Consider the following 17538-nt stretch of genomic DNA (forward strand, 5'->3'; position numbering starts at 1 on the left):
CGCCATTTTTCCGTTGTTGCGCGCTGGATATGAACGACGCGCAGCGACCGCCAATAATAATGTTCAGGTTTGAAAATTGGGAAATAACATGAGAGTCGTGTGGAGTTTGCTCTATTTCTTCAGTGTCTTGGCCTTGGCCGGCCCGGTGCTGGTCAAGGAGCAGAAAAAAGTGGCCGATCCGCTGATCGTCCCCTATCAGCAATATCGGCTCGACAATGGCCTGACGGTGATCCTGACCCAGGATCACTCCGATCCCCTGGTACACGTGGCGGTCCACTATCGGGTTGGGCTGCCGGAAGAGGCCCCCGGCCAGTCCGGGCTGGCCCATCTGTTCGAACATATGATGTTTCAGGGCTCGGCCCACGTGGGGGAGGAGGGATATATCCGGTTGCTGCAACAGGTGGGCGGGCGCAACATCAACGGCTTGACCTCCCGGGATCAGACCCGCTATTACCAGACGCTGCCAGCCAATCAGCTGGAGAAGGTGCTCTGGCTGGAAGCGGATCGCATGGGGTTTCTGCTCGATACCCTCTTCCAGCAGAAATTGGAGGCCAAGCGCGATATTGCCAAGAACGAGCGTGCCACCCTGGTAGATGCAGCTCCGTATGGCCGGGTGCCGGAGGTGCTCAACCGCACTCTCTACCCTCCCAATCATCCCTATTTCAATACGCCGTTTGGTCGGGTGGCTGACCTGGATCGCCTCACCCTGGAGGACGTGCGCCAGTTCTTCCTGCGCTGGTATGGGCCCAATAACGCCACCCTGGTGATCGGTGGCGATATTCAGCCGGCCCAGACCCTGGCTTGGGTCGAGCGCTATTTTGCCGCCCTGCCTCCATCACCGGCCCAGACTCGGCCGGTAGTGCGCCCGGTGACGCTGAAGAAGAGCCGTTATCGCACTCTGGTCGATCGGGTCAGCGAGCCCATGCTGGTGCTGGCCTATCCGACCGTCTCCGCCCGCGAGCCCGACTTCGAGGCCCTCGATCTGCTGGCGGATCAGCTGGGGGGCTCCGCCAGCGGCCTGTTGCAGCGACAACTGCAGCAAAGCGGCCGGCTGGTCTCGGTGACAGCCAGGCAGGAGTGCGGCGTGCTGGCCTGCATGCTGGTGATTGAGGCGGTGCCCAATCTGGCCAAAGGGGGTGAGCTGGGTCCCATCAAGGCGGAGATCGATCGGATCGTCGGCCAGCTCGCCAGCGAGGGTGTCTCCCGCGAGCAACTGGCCCACTCGGTCAATGCCCAGCGGGCTCAGCGGATCTGGCCGCTGGACAGCGTGGCTGGCAAGGTGGAGCAGCTGGCCACCGGCCACACCCTGTTTGATGACCCCAACTTTCAGTACCGCAACCTCAAGCGCATCGCCCGGGTGACGCCGGCCGATCTGCAACGGGTATTGACGCGCTATGTGCTGAACAAGCCCAGGGTGGTGCTGAGCGTGGTGCCGGCCGAGCACCCTGAATGGCAGGCGGGCAGCCCCAACTTTGTCGAGCCGCCCCCCTTGCCGCTGGCCCGGCCGACCCCGCCCCTGACTCCTCATGTCATCAAAGAGGCCCTGGACCGACGCCAGGAGCCGGCCAGCGGTGGCGCCTTGCCGGTACCCATGCCGACACTGTGGCAGGCCAAGCTGGGTGAGCGGATCTCCCTACTCGGTCACTACAGCGATGAGGTGCCGGCCTTTGCCATGAGCATCAACTGGCCGGGCGGTGAGCGTGCCGAGCCGGAGGGTAAGGGGGGGGTCGCCACCCTGGCCGATGCCATGCTCTCCCTTGGCAGCGAGCAGCTGCAGGCGGCCAGCATCGAGGAGCGGGCGCGTCAGCTGGGGGCCAATATTCGCTTCAATCATGGGGAGGGGCGCAGCTACATCGAGATCCAGGGGCTCACCTCCCATTTTGACGAGACGCTGGCCCTGGTGCGGGAATTGGTGCAGCAGCCCGCCATGCGCCTGGCCGATTTTGAGCGCAGCCGATTTGATTACAGCCAGTGGCTGCAGCAGCTTGCTCGCGATCCCGAGTGGCAGGCGGACTGGCAGTTCGGCGCCCTGCTCGAGGGGAACAAGCGGCCGGATCTGCTGGCCAGTGTGCGCGCGCTGACGCTCGACGATGTGCGCAATTTTTATCAGTCGGTCTATCGCAGCGGGGAAGCCCAGGTGGTGGTGAGCGGAGATCTGGCTCAGGAGCGGGTGATGAAGGCCCTCGGGTTTCTGGTCGAGCCAGCAGGTCAGCCAGCGGCCCTGCACTCTCTGGATTGGCGCGGTCAGCAGGCCAAACGGGCCATCTATCTGCTGGACAATCCCGGGGCGGCGCTCAGCCAGATCCGGGTGGGGCGGCGCGCCATGGCGGAAGATGCCTTCGGCGAGCACTACCTGACCCGGCTGATGAATGTGTCCCTCGCCGAGCGGCTGCACATCCGGCTGCGCGAGGAGTTGGGTTACACCTACTTTATCGACGCCGCCTTCGACGGCAACGCCGATGCTGGCCACTTCATGCTGCAAAGCAGCGTGCGCAGCAGCGTGACCGGGGCGGCCCTGCGGCAGATCCTGCAGGAACTCGACAAGTATCAGCGGCTGGGGCCGACCAGGCTGGAGGTGCGCACCCTGCGGGATCGGGTGCTCAATGGTCAGGCGCTCGATTACGAAACGCTGCCAAATGAGATGGAGTACATGCTGCCCATCTTGCTCAAGGGGTGGCCAGAGGATTATGTGGAGCAGCGGGTGCAGCAGGTGAGCCGGCTCTCTCCCTTTACCCTGCGTGAGCTGGCCCGCCGCTGGCTCGATCCCGACGACATGGTGATCCTGGTGGTGGGAGATGCCAAGACGCTGGCTCCCGAGCTGGCCGCGTTGGGCTGGCCGGTGCAGCGCTTCTCTGCCACGCCTTAAGCGGGTTTGCCCCTATTGGGCAACGGCCGCAAGCAAAACAGCCCGCCCCCTGGCAGGGGGCGGGCTGTTTTTTTGCGCTCAAAAAGGTGAACGGTCAGAGCAGGGCCAGGGCGGCGGCCAGATCGGCAATCAGATCGTCGGCGTCTTCCACCCCGATGCTGAATCGAATGAGGTCGTCATTGACCCCGGCGGCGAGGCGGCTCGCCTCGTCCATGGCGGCGTGGGTGGTGCTGGCCGGATGGCAGGCGAGGCTCTCGAGATCGCCGAGGCTCACCGCCTGCACGAACAACTGCAGTTTGTCGAGCAGGGTGGCACAACGGGCAAACCCGCCTTCAAGTTCAATACTCACCATGCCGCCAAAGCCGCTGGCGAAGGCGCCGAGGGCATCGTGGCCCGGATGGCTGGCAAGGCCCGGGTAGATCACCTTCTTCACCGCCGGGTGGGCGGCCAGGAAGTCGGCCACCTTCTGGGCATTGTGCAGGTGGGCATCCATGCGCAGGGGCAGGGTCTTGACCCCGCGCTGCAGCAGGTAGGCCTCCTGCGGGCCGATGGGGGAGCCGATGTGCTTGAGGGCCACGGTGCGAATCGACGTCATCAGCGCGTGAGAGCCCGCCACCACCCCGGCGATGATGTCGCCGTGGCCGCCGAGGTACTTGGTGCCGCTGTGCATGACGATGTCGATGCCAAGCTCGAGGGGACGCAGCAGATAGGGGGTGAGGAAGGTGTTGTCACACACGGTGATGGCGCCCACCTTGCGGGCCGCTTCCACCACCACCCGCGGATCCACCACCTTGAGGGTGGGGTTGGTCAGGGTTTCGAACAGTACCACCTTGGTGGCGGGGCGGATATTGGCCAGCAGATCCTGATCGCTCTCGTAGGCGGTGACCTTGATGCCGGCGCGGCTGAAGGTCTGCTTGAGAAACGCATCGGTGCCGCCGTAGAGCGGGCCGATATAGGCCACTTCATCGCCGCTGTCGGCCAGGGCATACATGATGGCGCTCACCGCCGCCATGCCGCTCGCCACCACCAGCGCTTCGTCGGCCCCTTCCAGCGCCGCCAGCTTTTGCTCCAGCTCGGCGGTGGTGGGGTTGCCAAAGCGGCTGTAGATAAAGCCGGGAGCCTGACCGGCGAAGCGCTCCTTGCCCGCCTGGGCGTTGAAGTAGCTGAAGGTGCTGCTCTGGTAGAGCGGGGTGGTGAGGGCGCCGGTCTGGGGATCGATCCGCTGGCCGCTGTGCACGCTCATGGTTTTGAATTTCATTGTATTGCTCCGTCATTGCCAGGCTGTGGCCCAACTGCTTGTGTCATCTGCTTGTGTCGTTTGAAGGGGGGGGCGCCGCGGCGTCCCCATCTATTAGGTATGGCAGCGTCAGGCGAGTTGTGGCTCGCGCCGTTCGCGCTTTGCCGTCTGCTCGCTGCTGGTCTGCGAATTGGCCGACGCCGGGGCGACGCCATAGTGGCGGGCCGCCACATCCGGGTGGGAGCGTAGCCTCCCTTTGAGTACGTTCTCCCCCACCTGATAAAAGAGCGGGTTGGTCGGGTCGCTCTCGGGCCCCTGTGCCTGCGCCGCCAGTGCGGGGGAGAGGCTGAGCAGCGGCACGGTCGCATCCAGCCGCGCCGCCATGAAGAAGGCGCAGGAGAGGCGCGATACCCCGGGCGGTGGGCTCTGCACCCGGTGCAGGGTGGCCTTGAGGTAGCCGTTGGAGGCCAGCTCCAGCAGCTCGCCGATGTTGACCACCAGGGCGCCCGGCAGGGGCGGCGCCGAGATCCAGCCGTCGGCCGTCTCCACCTCGAGCCCGGAATGATGGTCCTGCATCACCAGGGTCAGGTAGCCGGGATCCTTGTGGGCGCCCACCCCCTGACCGCTGCCCCCTGCGGCTTGCCCCGGGTAGTGGATCAGCTTCATGTGCTGATGGGGCGCCCCGCGAATGCTCTCGTCAAACACCCCGGATGGCTGCTCCAGCACCTCGGCGAAGGCGGCGAGCAGGGTGAGGGTGATGGCGCTCAGCCGCTCCTGCCACGCCAGCAGGTGAGATTTCATCTCGGGCAGGGCGCTCGGCCACTGGTTGGGGCCGACGAGCCGTTGCCAGGGATGCTGCAGGTTGGCGGCATCGAGGGCGGCCTCTTCGTTCATGATGTCGAACTGCTCGCGCAGATCCGGCCGCGCCCGGGTGAGCTCGGCCCCCACCTGGTTGTAACCGCGAAAGTGGGGGGAGTGCACCATCTGTACCGCCAGCTTCTCCTGCCGTGGCAGGTCGAAGAAGCGGGCCGCCAGCGCCAGGGTTTCCTGCTGTTCTTGCTCGCTCAGGCCATGGCCGATCAGATAGAAAAAGCCCACCTCGCGGGCCGCCCGGCCAAGGGTGGCCAGCATCTGGCGACGGGTCTCGGGGGCGCCGTCGAGCGCGGCGAGATCGATGATCGGCAGTGGTGAATGTTCCATGTGCACCTCCTCACTGGCCAGGGGCGGGATGCTACCCGCACACCTGACATGAAAACGACGACGCCCTGACCGATGAACCGGCCGCAACCCTGTTGCCAGGGATGGCGCCATTTGGATTGAGGGAGATGCTACTGTTCGGAGTTATAAGACGGAAACAACAAATTATTCTTAGTTATATACAAAAATCGAAATAGAATTCGCCACTCATCCGGGTGGCTGCCGATTGAGCGGCGATAATGGCAATATAGCGGCGCACTTGGCACCCATGTTGGCCTGACCCGGCATGTGCCGGCTTGAGCGCAATGTGAGCGCGAGTTGGGCAAATAGAGAGGCGAGCATCGTTGGCAGCACAGAGATGCGCAAAATGCAGAGATACCCAAATACAGAGATGCAAAAAGGGAGGCTGATGCCTCCCTTTGTGTGACGGACGTTGCTGCCCGGTGTTGTGCCGAGGTCAGGCTCAGTAACCCAGGGTGAAGCGCTGGCGCAGGTGGGCCGGTTTTTCCGCTTCGTTGAGCACGCCGTCGGCCAGATCGCCGACCGTGATCCCGGCCGGTTGTTCACCGCTGAACAGCACCTGATCGGCACCGAGCCGGTAGCCACCGCGCTTCTCGCCGGGTTCCAGGAACACGGGCGGGGAGACGAAACGCCAGTCGAGGGTGGTTTCACGGCGCAGGGCGGTGAGGCCGTCGCGGGCGGCCAGGGCCCCCTGTTTCCACTCGGCCGGGAATTCCGGGGTATCCACCAGTTGTACGCCTGGGGCAATTTCCAGACTGCCGGCACCACCGACCACCAGCAGCCAGCTGTTGGCCGCGACGGCGGCGGCCACGATGGCGCTGGCCCCCTTGAGGTACTGGTCGTAGATGTCCGGGACGGTCCAGCCCGGGTTGTAGGCGCTGATCACCCGATCGTGCCCCTTGAGCACCTTGGCCAGCGCCTGGCTGTCCTGGGCATCTACCGCCACGGCGGTGACCTGCGGGTGAGCGGCGACCTTGCTCACGTCACGCACGATGGCGGTGACGTGATGGCCGCGGCTGACGGCTTCGTTGAGGATGGCTGTACCGACAAAACCGCTGGCACCGATCAGGGCAATTTTCATGGGAGATTCTCCTTCACTGTTGGAATGGGGCTATCCTACGCCCCCGAATGTGATTTAATAATCCGTTGTAAATTGCATTCACTTATAAGCTGGATTTAATAATGGAACAGCTAAAGCGTTACGCCATCTTCGCCGCCGTGGTCGAGGCGGGCAGCATGACCGGCGCCGCCAAGGCCCTCGGCATGACACCCTCCGCCGTCAGTCAGCATATCAGCCAGCTGGAGAGCCTGCTCGGCCTCACCCTGCTGCACCGCTCCACCCGCCGCCTCAACCTGACCGAGGCGGGAGAGGTGGTGTGGCAGGGGTGCCAGTCCCTGCAACAGACCCTCAACCAGACCGAGCTGCGCCTCTCGGAGGTGCGTGACAGCCTGCTCGGTGAAGTTCGGATCACCGCCCCGGTGGGGATGGCCGGCCAGCCGCTGGCGCGGGCGCTTTCGCCGCTGCTGCAGGCCCACCCCGGCTTGTGCATCCAGATCATCGCCGACGACGAGAAGCGGGATCTCATTGCCGAGCGCATCGACGTGGCGCTGCGGGTCGGCACGCTCTCGGACTCCACTCTGGTGGCGCGCAAGCTGGGCCAGACCCGGATGCTGCTGTGCGCTTCGCCCGCCTATCTGGCGCGCAAGGGCACCCCGCGCAGCCCGGAGGCGCTGCTGGATCATGACTGGCTGGCCGCCGATATGCTGAGCGGTGGCCTGACCTTCTTCGACGAGAAGGGGCAGGGGCACAGGGTCAAGCCCAAGCCGCGGGTGGTCTGCAACAACGTGCTGCCGCTGCGCCAGTTCACCCTGGCGGGGCAGGGAGTATCGCTGCAGCCGGAGGGGGAGATCGCCGACGATCTCGCCTCGGGTCGCCTGCTGGAACTGCTGCCGGGCTTTCGGGTGCCGCCCATGGAGATCCACGCCATCACCCCGCAGCGGGAGATCCCGGAGAAGGTGCGCCGGGTGATCGCCGCCCTGCGCAGCCACTTCGCCGAGCCGGTGGGGGCCGCGGCGACACGTCCGTAGCCCGGGCAAGGAAGAAGGCCGTTCCGGTTGGCCGGAGCAAACAAAGAGCAAACAAGGATCAAACAAAGAGGGCAGCCCGCGGGCTGCCCTCTGTCGATGCAATGCCGGTGAGACCAGGCCCGGCCTCACTTCATGTAGAGGCCGCCGTTGATGGCCAGGGTCTCGCCGGTGATATAGGCACCCGCCTCGCTGGCAAGAAACACCACGGCGGCGGCGATCTCTTCGGGCTTGGCCAGCCGGCGCATGGGGATGTCGGCCTTGATGCTGTCGAGGATGTCGGTGCGGATCGCCTCCACCATGGGGGTGGCGGTGTAGCCGGGGGCGATGGCGTTGACCGTCACCCCGAAGCGGGCTCCTTCCGCCGCCAGCGCCTTGGTGAAGCCCAGCATGCCCGCCTTGGCCGCCGAGTAGTTGACCTGGCCGAACTGCCCCTTCTGGCCATTGACCGAGGAGATGTTGATGATGCGGGCATCGCGCTGCTCGCACATGGCATCGAACAGCGGCTGGGTCACGTTGTAGAGGCTGCACAGGTTGGTGTGGATCACCTCGAACCACTGCTCCGGGGTCATCCGCTTGAAGGCCCCGTCCCGGGTGATGCCGGCATTGTTGACCAGCACGTCCACCCGCCCTTCATCCTGCAGCAATCGGCCCAGAGTGTCGCGGCACATGGCGGTGTCGGCGACGTCCAGCGCCAGCAGCCGTACCTGATCCGGCCGGAAACCCTGCTCCCCGTACCAGCCGTGCGCCGCCGCCCCGTTGGGGCTGGAGTGGGTGGCGATGATGCGATACCCCTGGGCCAGCAAGGCGGTGGTGATGGCGGATCCGATGCCGCCACGGGCTCCGGTGATCAAGGCAACTTTCTTCATCTTGGCTCTCCCTGCGTAAAAGATTCGAACGAGGACTTTATGGGCTTTTTGAGGTAATTGATATATTTGTTTTCAAACAATCTGACAGGGTAACGCGTCACTTTTGTGACAGTCTGCCAAGCTGGCTTGACGCGCCGGCGCGAAGGGGCGGGCAACGCCCTGGGCAAAGGGGGGCAGGGTGAGCGCAGCGGCCAGCGCTTGCCGCCAAGGTCGCGGCCATGTTTAATGGGGCCCTTGCGCGCAGCGCCTTGCCGACAGCCCAGATCCGATCTCGTCATGACCATCTTGTCCCCCATTCCGGGCGCCGTGCCCCAACCGCACAGCCAGCTGACCCGCATCGAGCGGGTGCTCGACTACATCCACGCCAACCTGGATCAGCCGCTGGCGCTGGCCGAGCTGGCGGAGCAGAGCTGCTGGTCGCGCTGGCAGCTGCAGCGGGTGTTCCTCCATGAGACGGGGCTGACGGTGGCCCACTATGTGCGCGAGCTCAAGCTGAGCCAGGCGGCAGAAGCGCTGCTGTCTGGTCGCCAGCGGGTGCTGGATCTGGCGCTCTGTTACGGTTTTGGCTCCGAGGTGAGCTTCAGCCGCGCCTTCAAGCAGCAGTTCGGCTGCTCGCCGCTGGCCTATCGCAAGCGGGGTCTGCGGCTGGGGCTGCGTACCCCCCTGGTGCGGGCCGCGCTGCTGCAACCCATGCCTGCCAGGCTGGTACAGGTGCGGATCGAGAGCCAGCCGGGCTTTATCCTGCAAGGGGTGAAGGGGCAGATCCGCGGGCTGTTTGCCGCCGCCCCCGACTTTCAGCAGACGGTGCCCGCCATCTGGCGCGCCCTGCGCACAGCGGGCGGTTTGCTACCCGGGCAGGAGCGGGTGGGGGTGGTGGATGTTTCTGGTGCCGGCGAGTCGCTCCCCTACTGGGCGGGCAGCGTGATGGAGGAGGGGGCCAGCTTGCCCGCCGGTCTGGCGCGCCTCCCGGTGCCGGCCCAGACCTACGCGGTGCTAAGCCACGTGGGCCCGGTCAGCCAGCTGGGGCAGACCCTCAACTGGTTTATCCTGCACTGGCTGCCGAGCTCCGGTTATCGCGGGGTGGACGGTTTCGAGCTGGAGCGTTACGCCCCCGATTTTGACGGCAACCAGCCGGATGCCCGCATGGAGTACTGGCTGCCCGTCGCGCCTCTCTGACAGGGCTATTCCCTTGCCCGGCGGATGCCGGGCACTGCTATCTCTCTTTCCCTTATTTGCTGCGCCAGGCTTTGCTATCCATTCGACATCGCCTGCGTTGCTGCCGTCAGTTGAGGTTGCCGGATGGGGCCAGAGTGGCCGCATTTTCTCCCTCTTTCGCGCCAACATGCCCCAAATTGTTAATTCAAGGGCAAAATGACCCAATAAAATGCAAATGAGATTTGTTACTATTCACTCATTGCATTCGAGGATCAGATGTACGCCACTCACCCCCCCTTGACCCTGGTCGCCGCGACTATCTCCGCCCTGTTGGCTGGCCCTGTGCAGGCAGCCGTTGCCGATCGCCCGACACAGACCCGGGCCGACGAGACCCTGACCGTGCTCGGCGAGACCTATCGCAACACCGCGACCAAGACCCGGCTCGACCCCCTGGAGACGCCCCAGGCCATCTCGGTGGTGGAGGGGGACACCCTGGAACAGCGCGGCGTCAGCTCGGTGAGCGAGGCGCTGCGCTACGTGCCTGGCGTCAACACCGAGCTGCGGGGCGGGGCGGTCAACCGGCTGGATCTGTTCAACATTCGCGGCTTTGACAACTACCAGAACTTCTACGACGGCCTGCTGCTGCAGTACAACGACTGGAACCTGCAGCCCCAGATCGATCCGGTGGCCATCGAGCAGCTGGAAGTGTTCAAGGGGCCCACCTCCGTGCTCTACGGCAGCATGCCACCCGGCGGCATGGTCAACCTCATCGCCAAGCGCCCCCAGCGGGAGAGCAGGCACAGCGTCAGCGTGGCGAGCGGGACGGGCACCCTCAAGGAGCTGACCCTCGACAGCACCGGCGCCCTCAACGATCAGTTTGCCTATCGGCTGGTGGGGCTGGCTCGCCAGAAAGAGGGCCAGGCGGTGACCTCAGAGGAGGAGCGCTACGTGCTGGCGCCCTCTCTCGACTGGCAGTTGAGTGACCGCACCCTGCTAAACCTCAACCTCTATTACCAGAAAGACCCGCAAGCCGGCATCTACACCACGGTGCCGGCCAGCGGCTCGGTCAAGTCCAACCCGCTGGGCCAGCTGGGCAGCGATACCTTCCTTGGCGATGAAAACTGGAACCACTACAGCCGGGAGGTAACCCTGCTCGGCTACAAGCTGAGCCACGACTTCAACGCCAACTGGCAGCTGCTGCAAAACGCCCGCTACATGGATGCGTCGGCCAACCAGCAGAACACCTACAACGCGGCGCTGGCGGCCGACCACCGCACCCTGGCCCGCAACGCCTACCTGACCGATGAAGACTCTCGCGGCTTTGTCATCGACAACCAGCTGGCGGGCAAGGTGCAGACCGGCAAGGCGCAGCACAACCTGCTGCTGGGGGTCGATTACCAGTATCTGGATGCGCGCATTCTCTACCGGGATACCCTCGACTATGCCGCCCCGGCCATCGACATCTTCAACCCGAATCACCAGCAGATAGTGCCGGCGGCCCTCAGCTTCAACTATCAGGACAACCGAACCATCCGCCAGTACCAAAGCGGCCTCTATCTCCAGGATCAGGTGCGCCTCGATCGGCTGGTGGCCATCGGCGGCGCCCGCTACGACCGCTACCGGATGGACACTGACAGCCAGACCCTCTATCAGGCGGCGGCGAGCAACACCCTGGCCCAGATTGATCAGGACAACCTCTCGCTGCGCCTCGGTGCCCTCTACGAGCTGGATCACGGCCTCTCGCCCTATGTTAGCTATGCCGAGAGTTTCGAACCGGTGGCGGGAGCGGACAAGCAGGGCCAGGCGTTCAAACCGGCCACCGGCCGGCAGTGGGAGGGGGGGCTCAAGTTCCTCTCCGAGGACATGAGCAAGACCTTTACCGCTTCGGTCTTCCACATCACCAAGCAAAATGCCCTGGTGACGGATCCGGACAATGTCTACGGGCCCAAGCTGCAGACCGGCGAGATGGTCTCCAAGGGGGTCGAGCTGGAGGGGCGCGTCGACCTCACCAGCCGCTGGGATCTGGCGCTGAGCTATACCCGTCAGGATATGGAGATCACCCGCGACACCACCAGCCTGCAGGGCAAGACCCCGGTCTGGGTGCCGAAACAAATGGCTTCGCTGTGGAGCAACTACCTGCCGGCCGGCCCGCTGGCAGGGGCGCGCCTGGGGGCTGGCCTGCGTTATGTGGGGGAAGCCCAGCTTGATGCCGCCAATACCGACACAGTGCCGGATTACCTGCTGATGGACATGGCCGCCTCCTACGATCTGGCCCAGCTCAGCCAGCGTCTGCAAGGGGTGGCGGTGTCACTCAGCGCCAGCAACCTGTTAAACAAGACCTACTACTCCTGCTACGACCAGAACAACTGCTGGTTCGGGGCAGAGCGCAGCGTGGAGGCGCGACTCAAATACGTATTCTGACCCTGCGTCCCGGGCCGCGCCCGGGACTCTCTCACCCCATGAGCGGCGCCGGCCGTCATGCCCGCAGCCCGGGCGCATGGCGCGAGCCGGATCTGCAGGCGCTGGCGGATCACGGCGCCCTGTTCGCGGCCGCCGCCGGGCTTATCCCATCCCTCAAGGGTCGGCTGGTGGCTGCCGGCGAGGCTGCGGCGCTGTTGACGGCGACCAAGCAGGCCACGCCGGCCGAGGTGGCGGCCGCGCTGCACGAGCATTGGCGGCTGGCCCATCCGGAGGCGGGCCCCGCCTACTGGCTCACCCGCAGCTGGGGCATGCTCTGCTGGCAATCCATCTATCTGGCCATGGTGGCCGTCTATCGACTGCGGGCCGTGCCGGCGCTGGAGAGGCTGGGCCAGGGCTATCAGGATGGGCTGGTATCGGGTTTTACTTTGCCGGCCGAGCCGATGATCAAGGGGGAGCTGGAGCTCTTGATCAAGGCGGCGGGCGAGCGGCTGCAGGCCCATTGGCAGGCGCTGTTCGCAGCGCTGGGGCAGGTGCAGCGGCTGCGACCCGGCTTCGTGCGGCCGCTCTTGGAGGACGATCTGCTGGCGGCGCTGGTGCGGGTGCCCGCGTTCTTTGACGAGATAAGCCCCGCCGAGGTGGCGGCCCATGCGCCGCACTGGCTTGCCGCCTGTGGTCTGCCGGCCGAACATCTGACGGGCTGGCAGCCAGCGGCCGGCTTGATCGGTTATGTGCGCCAGCGCTGCTGCTTGCACTACAAGCGCCGCGATGGTGAGCTCTGTGCCAACTGCCCGCGGCGGCGGGGGGCGGCGAGCTGTGAAGAGGGTGCTTGAACAGAGAAGCCCTGCGTGATGACAAGCCGCCCTCAGGCGGCTTTTTACTGCGCTTTTACGTCGCCTATCTTGATACGAATGCGCTCAAGCAGGCTCTGCCGTCCACAGCTACAACTGATCCTTGTCGGCGCAGCGTCCTTGCTCCTGCAGATTACTGCGCTCTTACGTCGCCCATCTTGCTGCGAATGCGCTCAAACAGGCTCTGCAGACAGGCTTGATCCCGGTCGGCGGCCCGCACCGCGCCGTACATATGACGGCGGACTCCGACCCCCAGCGGCCTGGCTTCGAGCAAGCCCTGCCGCACAAACTCCTCGCAGGCCCAGCGCGGCAGGGCGGCGACGCCAAGGCCGGCGGCGGCCATCTGCAGCATCACTGAGGTGTTGTCCACCGGCTTGCAGCGGGCGGGCTCGATGCCGGCCGGTTGCAGGAAGCGGCTGAACACGTCCATCCGCGCCCGCTCCACCGGGTAGACCAGCAGCACCTCGGGGCGCAGATCCTCAGGCTTGATGGTCTGCTGGCCACAGAGGGGGTGATCCGGCGCCATCACCAGCACCAGCTCGAAGGCGAACAGCGGCTCGAAGTGGAGATCGCCGCGGGCCTGCACGTCCGAGGTGAGCAGCAAGTCGAGCTGGCCGCCGAGCAGGGCGCTGATGGCATCAAAGCCCGGCACCGACTCCACCTCCAGATCCACCCCCGGCCACTGGCGGCGAAAATCGGGCAACAGCGGCAGCAGCCACTGGATGCAACTGTGGCAATCGAGCGCCAGGTGAAGGCGACCGGCCTCACCGCTGTGCAGGGCCTGCAGCTGTTTCTCGGTCTGTGCCAGGGCCGGCAGTACCTGGCGGGCCAGCCCCAGCAGCTGGTTGCCGGCCGCGGTCAGCACCAGCGGGCGGCTCTTGCGCAGATAGAGCTCCAGGTTGAGGCGGGTCTCCAGCTCCTTGAGCTGGTGGGAGAGGGCGGACTGGGTGAGGTTGAGGGTCAGCGCCGCACCGGCCAGCGAGCCCTGCTCGGCCAGCGCGCTCACCGTTTTCAGGTGCTTGATGTCGATCCCCGGGTTGCTTGACACCGCCATGGTATCCCTCCTTGTTGTGCCTGGGCGGCGGCTTGTTGCCCGCCTTGAGAATTTCTTGAGAGCCAGTTGAAAAGGATTCAATAGCCAACGCCACCTTATCTTGTCATTTTGGATGTGTAAACATCTGGATGGCTAAATCATCCAGTTCACCATCAGATGAATGAGCATAAGGAATGGAACCTATGACCTGCGCACACACCCTGGGCTTTCCCCGTATCGGCGCCAAGCGCGAGCTGAAATTTGCCCTCGAATCCTACTGGCGCGGCGAGACCAGCCAGGCCGAACTCATCGCCACCGGCAAGAGCCTGCGTGAGCGTCACTGGCAGGCCCAGCAACAGGCCGGTGTGACCCTGCTGCCGGTGGGTGACTTCGCCTGGTACGATCAGGTGCTCGGCACCAGCCTGCTGGTGGATGCCATCCCCGCCCGCCACCGTCATGGCGACACCGATCTCGATACCCTGTTCCGGGTCGCCCGTGGCCGTGCGCCGACCGGCCCGGCTGCGGCCGCCGCCGAGATGACCAAGTGGTTCAACACCAACTACCACTACCTGGTGCCCGAGTTCAGCCGTGACCAGCGTTTCAAACTGGGTTGGAGCCAGCTGTTTGACGAAGTGGAAGAGGCCAAGGCGCTGGGGCTACCGGTCAAGGCGGTGCTGCTGGGCCCTGTCTCCTACCTCTGGCTCGGCAAGGAGAAAGAGAGCGGCTTCTCCCGCCTCGAACTGCTCGATCGCCTGCTCATCGTCTATCAGGAGATCCTGGCGAAACTGGCCGCCCAGGGGGTGGAGTGGGTGCAGATCGACGAGCCGGCGCTGGCGCTGGACTTGCCGGACGAGTGGCGCCTGGCCTACCTCAACGCCTATGAGCGTCTGGCCGGCCCCTGCAAGCTGCTGCTCACTACCTACTTCGGGTCCGTGGCCCATCAGAGCGATATCATTACCAGCCTGAAGGTGGACGGCCTGCACCTGGATCTGGTGGCGGCCCCCGAGCAGCTGGAGACGCTAGTCCCGCACCTGCCGGCCCAGTGGGTCATCTCGGCCGGGGTCATCAACGGTCGCAACGTCTGGCGTGCCAACCTGGCCAAGCTGGTACCGACTCTAAAAGCACTGAAGGCCAAGCTCGGCGAGCGGCTCTGGGTAGGCTCCTCCTGCTCCTTGCTGCACAGCCCGGTGGACTTGACCCTCGAACTGGAGCTGGATGCCCAGACCCGCAGCTGGTTCGCCTTTGCCCTGCAAAAATGCTACGAGCTGGGGCTGCTGGCTGACCATCTCAATGGCGGGGAGCTGGACAAGATCACTGCCTACAGCCAGCCTATCGTGGATCGGGAGTCCGACAGCCGGGTGCACAAGAAGGCGGTGCAGTCACGGCTCGCCAGCCTGACCAACAGCGACTTCGATCGCCACAGCGCCTACCCGGTGCGGGCCGATGCACAGCGCTCGGATCTCAAGCTGCCGCTGTTGCCGACCACCACCATCGGCTCCTTCCCGCAGACCTCGGAAATTCGGGTGCTGCGCCAGGATTGGCGGGCCGGTCGCATCGACGACCAGGCCTACGAGGCGGGCATTCAGGCCCAGATCAAGGATGCGATTGAGCGCCAGGAGGCCATCGGGCTGGACGTGCTGGTGCACGGCGAAGCCGAGCGTAACGACATGGTGGAGTATTTCGGGGAGCTGCTGGACGGCTTTGCCATCACCCGCTTTGGCTGGGTACAGAGCTATGGCTCCCGCTGCGTCAAGCCGCCGGTGATTACCCGTGACATCGACCGTCCGACCCCCATGACCCTTGAGTGGACGAAGTTTGCCCAGAGCCTGACCGACAAGCCGGTGAAGGGCATGCTGACCGGCCCCGTGACCATTCTCTGCTGGTCCTTCCCGCGTGAAGACGTGAGCCGCGAGCAGTCCGCCCTGCAGATTGGCCTCGCCATTCGTGACGAGGTGGCAGATCTCGAAGCCGCCGGCATCAAGATCATCCAGATCGACGAGCCGGCGATCCGCGAAGGACTGCCCCTGCGCAAGCAGGATCACCAGGCCTATCTCGACTGGGCGGTGCGCGCCTTCCGCCTGAGCGCAAGCCCGGTGGCGGACAGCACCCAGATCCACACCCACATGTGCTATAGCGACTTCAACCTCATCATCGAGGCGGTGGCGGCGCTGGATGCGGACGTGATCACCATCGAGACCAGCCGCAGCCAGATGCAGCTGCTCGAAGCGTTCGAGCGCTTCAACTACCCCAACGAAATCGGCCCGGGCGTCTACGACATCCACTCGCCGAACGTGCCGAGCCAGAGCTGGATTGAAGGCCTGCTGCGCAAGGCGGCCAAGCAGATCCCGGCAGACCGGCTCTGGGTGAACCCGGATTGCGGCCTCAAGACCCGCGGCTGGGAAGAGACCGAGGCGGCCCTCAAGGTGATGGTCGATGCCACCAAGGCGCTGCGCGCCGAGCTGGCCTGAAGAGCATCAGCAAACAACAAGAGAGTACGGGCATAACGAACGAGGGAAGGCGCGAGCCTTCCCTCTTTTTTGTGCGCTTGTAGCCCTCTCAGAGGGTGATGACAAAGGCGCCGCTGGCAAGCCCCGGGCTCGGGACGGGCGAAGGGGCGCTCGGCAGTTGCTGCGGCTGGGGTTCCCTTGCCAGCGCCTCGGCCAGCCAGTGGTGATCGAGGGGGATGGCATTGCGATCACCGATCACCAGATTGAGGTGCTGGGCGCCGAGGCAGCCGTAGCGGGCGGGATCGGTCTGGGTAAAGAGACCGAGGCAGGGCACGCCGCTGGCGGCGGCCAGGTGCAGCGGTCCGGTGTCGCCGCTGACGAAGAGGGAGAGGCCACCGGCAAAGCGGGCCAGCTCGCTCAGGCTGGACAGGGAGACCTGCACGTCGCCGAGCCGGGGCTGGGGGTCGGCGGGATCCTCGAGCTGGATCAACAGGGCGCTGGGATAGTGGCGGCGCAGATCCCCGAGCAGGCGTTGCCACTGGGGCAGAGAGAGCCCCTTGCCCTTGCGGGCCCCGGTGAAAAAGCCGATGAGCGGCCGCGCCGGGTAGTCATGCCTGAGTGCCAGCAGCCGTGGGCTGGCGCTGTGCAGCAAGCTGCCGAGCTCAATCTGATCGGCGAGATGGCCGTGCATGCCGAGCAGTTGCAGCGGCTGGTGGGCGTAATGGCAGTGCTGGTTGGGGGTGAGGGGCTGGGGGAACAGGGCGTCGCCCTTGGCATCATCAAAGCCCAGCTTCTCGCGCGCCTTCACCCAGCCGGCGATCAGGTGATCGGTGCTGGAGGCAAAGGGTACGTAGACCCGATCGTAGTGCTGACGGCGCAGCCGCCACAGCACCGACAGGGAGGCCAGCAGCCGCTTGCCCTGCAGCTTGACCGGATGAATGCGCTGCAGTTGCAGATCGGCCAGGAAGGGGAGCAGCTGGCCGCCGCTGCACACCAGCTCTATCTCTGCGTGGGGATGGGCGCTGCGCACCTTTTGCAAAAAGGGCAGCAGAAACAGGTTGTTGCCGATACGGCAGGTACTGCGAATGACCAGGATCCGCCGTGGAGGCTGGCTGCTTGCCGGCAGTCGGCCTTGACGCGCGAGCCAGGCGAGGGCGGCCCGCTCCAGCCCGGCGGTCCAGCAGCGGCGCTGGCCGTCGAAGCGGCGAAGGGCATCTCTGATGGTGCTCATAAGTAGTGGCTCCGTGCATGAAGATGAGCTCAAGATGACACTGCGATTCTTAAGGGCGTGTTAAGAGAAGGGGGAAAGGGGGCCGTCAGCAGCTTTTTTGTAAGAATTTGTTGCTGCATCACAGTTTC

The 17538-nt window shown here is 65.0% G+C and carries 12 protein-coding genes; 6 read left to right on the forward strand and 6 right to left on the reverse strand.

Going from position 1 to position 17538, the window contains the following annotated elements:
• Positions 1-88 precede the first annotated feature (88 nt).
• Positions 89-2866 (forward strand): M16 family metallopeptidase, encoded by a 2778-nt coding sequence (locus tag OKC29_RS01275; protein WP_073350030.1) that lies wholly within the window; start codon positions 89-91, stop codon positions 2864-2866.
• A gap of 94 nt (positions 2867-2960) precedes the next feature.
• Here the strand turns inward: OKC29_RS01275 and OKC29_RS01280 are convergent, their stop codons facing one another.
• The 3 genes from OKC29_RS01280 to OKC29_RS01290 form a co-directional block, all read right to left on the reverse strand.
• On the reverse strand, positions 2961-4124 hold the full coding sequence (locus OKC29_RS01280) for a trans-sulfuration enzyme family protein (RefSeq protein ID WP_073350032.1): 1164 nt from the start codon (positions 4122-4124) through the stop codon (positions 2961-2963).
• Positions 4125-4232: 108 nt separating this feature from the next.
• The gene (locus OKC29_RS01285) at positions 4233-5303 is read right to left on the reverse strand and encodes an isopenicillin N synthase family dioxygenase (RefSeq protein ID WP_073350034.1); all 1071 of its coding nucleotides are present in this window, start codon (positions 5301-5303) and stop codon (positions 4233-4235) included.
• Between the two features lie 460 nt (positions 5304-5763).
• Positions 5764-6402, reverse strand: coding sequence for an NAD(P)-dependent oxidoreductase (locus tag OKC29_RS01290; protein WP_073350037.1), 639 nt, complete (start codon positions 6400-6402; stop codon positions 5764-5766).
• A gap of 101 nt (positions 6403-6503) precedes the next feature.
• Between OKC29_RS01290 and OKC29_RS01295 the strand changes: the two genes are divergently transcribed.
• Complete coding sequence (locus OKC29_RS01295) at positions 6504-7409, forward strand: LysR family transcriptional regulator (protein ID WP_011705820.1); 906 nt, start codon at positions 6504-6506, stop codon at positions 7407-7409.
• A gap of 125 nt (positions 7410-7534) precedes the next feature.
• Here the strand turns inward: OKC29_RS01295 and OKC29_RS01300 are convergent, their stop codons facing one another.
• Complete coding sequence (locus OKC29_RS01300; RefSeq protein ID WP_073350038.1) at positions 7535-8275, reverse strand: SDR family oxidoreductase; 741 nt, start codon at positions 8273-8275, stop codon at positions 7535-7537.
• A 198-nt stretch (positions 8276-8473) separates the two neighbouring features.
• On the opposite strand from OKC29_RS01300, the gene OKC29_RS01305 reads away from it, so the two are divergent.
• The 3 genes from OKC29_RS01305 (at position 8474) to OKC29_RS01315 (ending at position 12681) form a co-directional block, all read left to right on the forward strand.
• Positions 8474-9451 carry an AraC family transcriptional regulator gene (locus OKC29_RS01305; protein WP_073352429.1) on the forward strand — a complete coding sequence of 326 codons (978 nt, stop codon included), beginning with the start codon at positions 8474-8476 and terminating at the stop codon, positions 9449-9451.
• 255 nt (positions 9452-9706) lie between these two features.
• Complete coding sequence (locus OKC29_RS01310; protein WP_073350040.1) at positions 9707-11851, forward strand: TonB-dependent siderophore receptor; 2145 nt, start codon at positions 9707-9709, stop codon at positions 11849-11851.
• A 38-nt stretch (positions 11852-11889) separates the two neighbouring features.
• Entirely contained in the window at positions 11890-12681 is a 792-nt protein-coding gene (locus OKC29_RS01315) for a siderophore ferric iron reductase (protein WP_073350042.1), read from the forward strand.
• A 151-nt stretch (positions 12682-12832) separates the two neighbouring features.
• Here OKC29_RS01315 and OKC29_RS01320 read toward each other — a convergent pair whose 3' ends face one another.
• Complete coding sequence (locus OKC29_RS01320; RefSeq protein WP_073350044.1) at positions 12833-13753, reverse strand: LysR substrate-binding domain-containing protein; 921 nt, start codon at positions 13751-13753, stop codon at positions 12833-12835.
• 182 nt (positions 13754-13935) lie between these two features.
• On the opposite strand from OKC29_RS01320, the gene metE reads away from it, so the two are divergent.
• Positions 13936-16200 carry a 5-methyltetrahydropteroyltriglutamate--homocysteine S-methyltransferase gene (gene metE / locus OKC29_RS01325; RefSeq protein WP_162275673.1) on the forward strand — a complete coding sequence of 755 codons (2265 nt, stop codon included), beginning with the start codon at positions 13936-13938 and terminating at the stop codon, positions 16198-16200.
• A gap of 88 nt (positions 16201-16288) precedes the next feature.
• On the opposite strand, the gene OKC29_RS01330 is transcribed toward metE, so the two are convergent.
• Positions 16289-17410, reverse strand: coding sequence for a glycosyltransferase family 9 protein (locus OKC29_RS01330; protein WP_073350048.1), 1122 nt, complete (start codon positions 17408-17410; stop codon positions 16289-16291).
• Positions 17411-17538 lie beyond the last annotated feature (128 nt).

The sequence above is a fragment of the Aeromonas sp. QDB34 genome, assembly GCF_027705405.1.
Lineage (GTDB): Bacteria > Pseudomonadota > Gammaproteobacteria > Enterobacterales > Aeromonadaceae > Aeromonas > Aeromonas hydrophila.

What these genes read in the sequence shown, in the direction of transcription:
- OKC29_RS01275 (WP_073350030.1), top strand. Translation starts at nt 89, where the DNA reads ATGAGAGTCGTGTGGAGTTTGCTCTATTTCTTCAGTGTCTTGGCCTTG.
- OKC29_RS01280 (WP_073350032.1), bottom strand. Translation starts at nt 4,124, where the DNA reads ATGAAATTCAAAACCATGAGCGTGCACAGCGGCCAGCGGATCGATCCC.
- OKC29_RS01285 (WP_073350034.1), bottom strand. Translation starts at nt 5,303, where the DNA reads ATGGAACATTCACCACTGCCGATCATCGATCTCGCCGCGCTCGACGGC.
- OKC29_RS01290 (WP_073350037.1), bottom strand. Translation starts at nt 6,402, where the DNA reads ATGAAAATTGCCCTGATCGGTGCCAGCGGTTTTGTCGGTACAGCCATC.
- OKC29_RS01295 (WP_011705820.1), top strand. Translation starts at nt 6,504, where the DNA reads ATGGAACAGCTAAAGCGTTACGCCATCTTCGCCGCCGTGGTCGAGGCG.
- OKC29_RS01300 (WP_073350038.1), bottom strand. Translation starts at nt 8,275, where the DNA reads ATGAAGAAAGTTGCCTTGATCACCGGAGCCCGTGGCGGCATCGGATCC.
- OKC29_RS01310 (WP_073350040.1), top strand. Translation starts at nt 9,707, where the DNA reads ATGTACGCCACTCACCCCCCCTTGACCCTGGTCGCCGCGACTATCTCC.
- OKC29_RS01315 (WP_073350042.1), top strand. Translation starts at nt 11,890, where the DNA reads ATGAGCGGCGCCGGCCGTCATGCCCGCAGCCCGGGCGCATGGCGCGAG.
- OKC29_RS01320 (WP_073350044.1), bottom strand. Translation starts at nt 13,753, where the DNA reads ATGGCGGTGTCAAGCAACCCGGGGATCGACATCAAGCACCTGAAAACG.
- metE (WP_162275673.1), top strand. Translation starts at nt 13,936, where the DNA reads ATGACCTGCGCACACACCCTGGGCTTTCCCCGTATCGGCGCCAAGCGC.
- OKC29_RS01330 (WP_073350048.1), bottom strand. Translation starts at nt 17,410, where the DNA reads ATGAGCACCATCAGAGATGCCCTTCGCCGCTTCGACGGCCAGCGCCGC.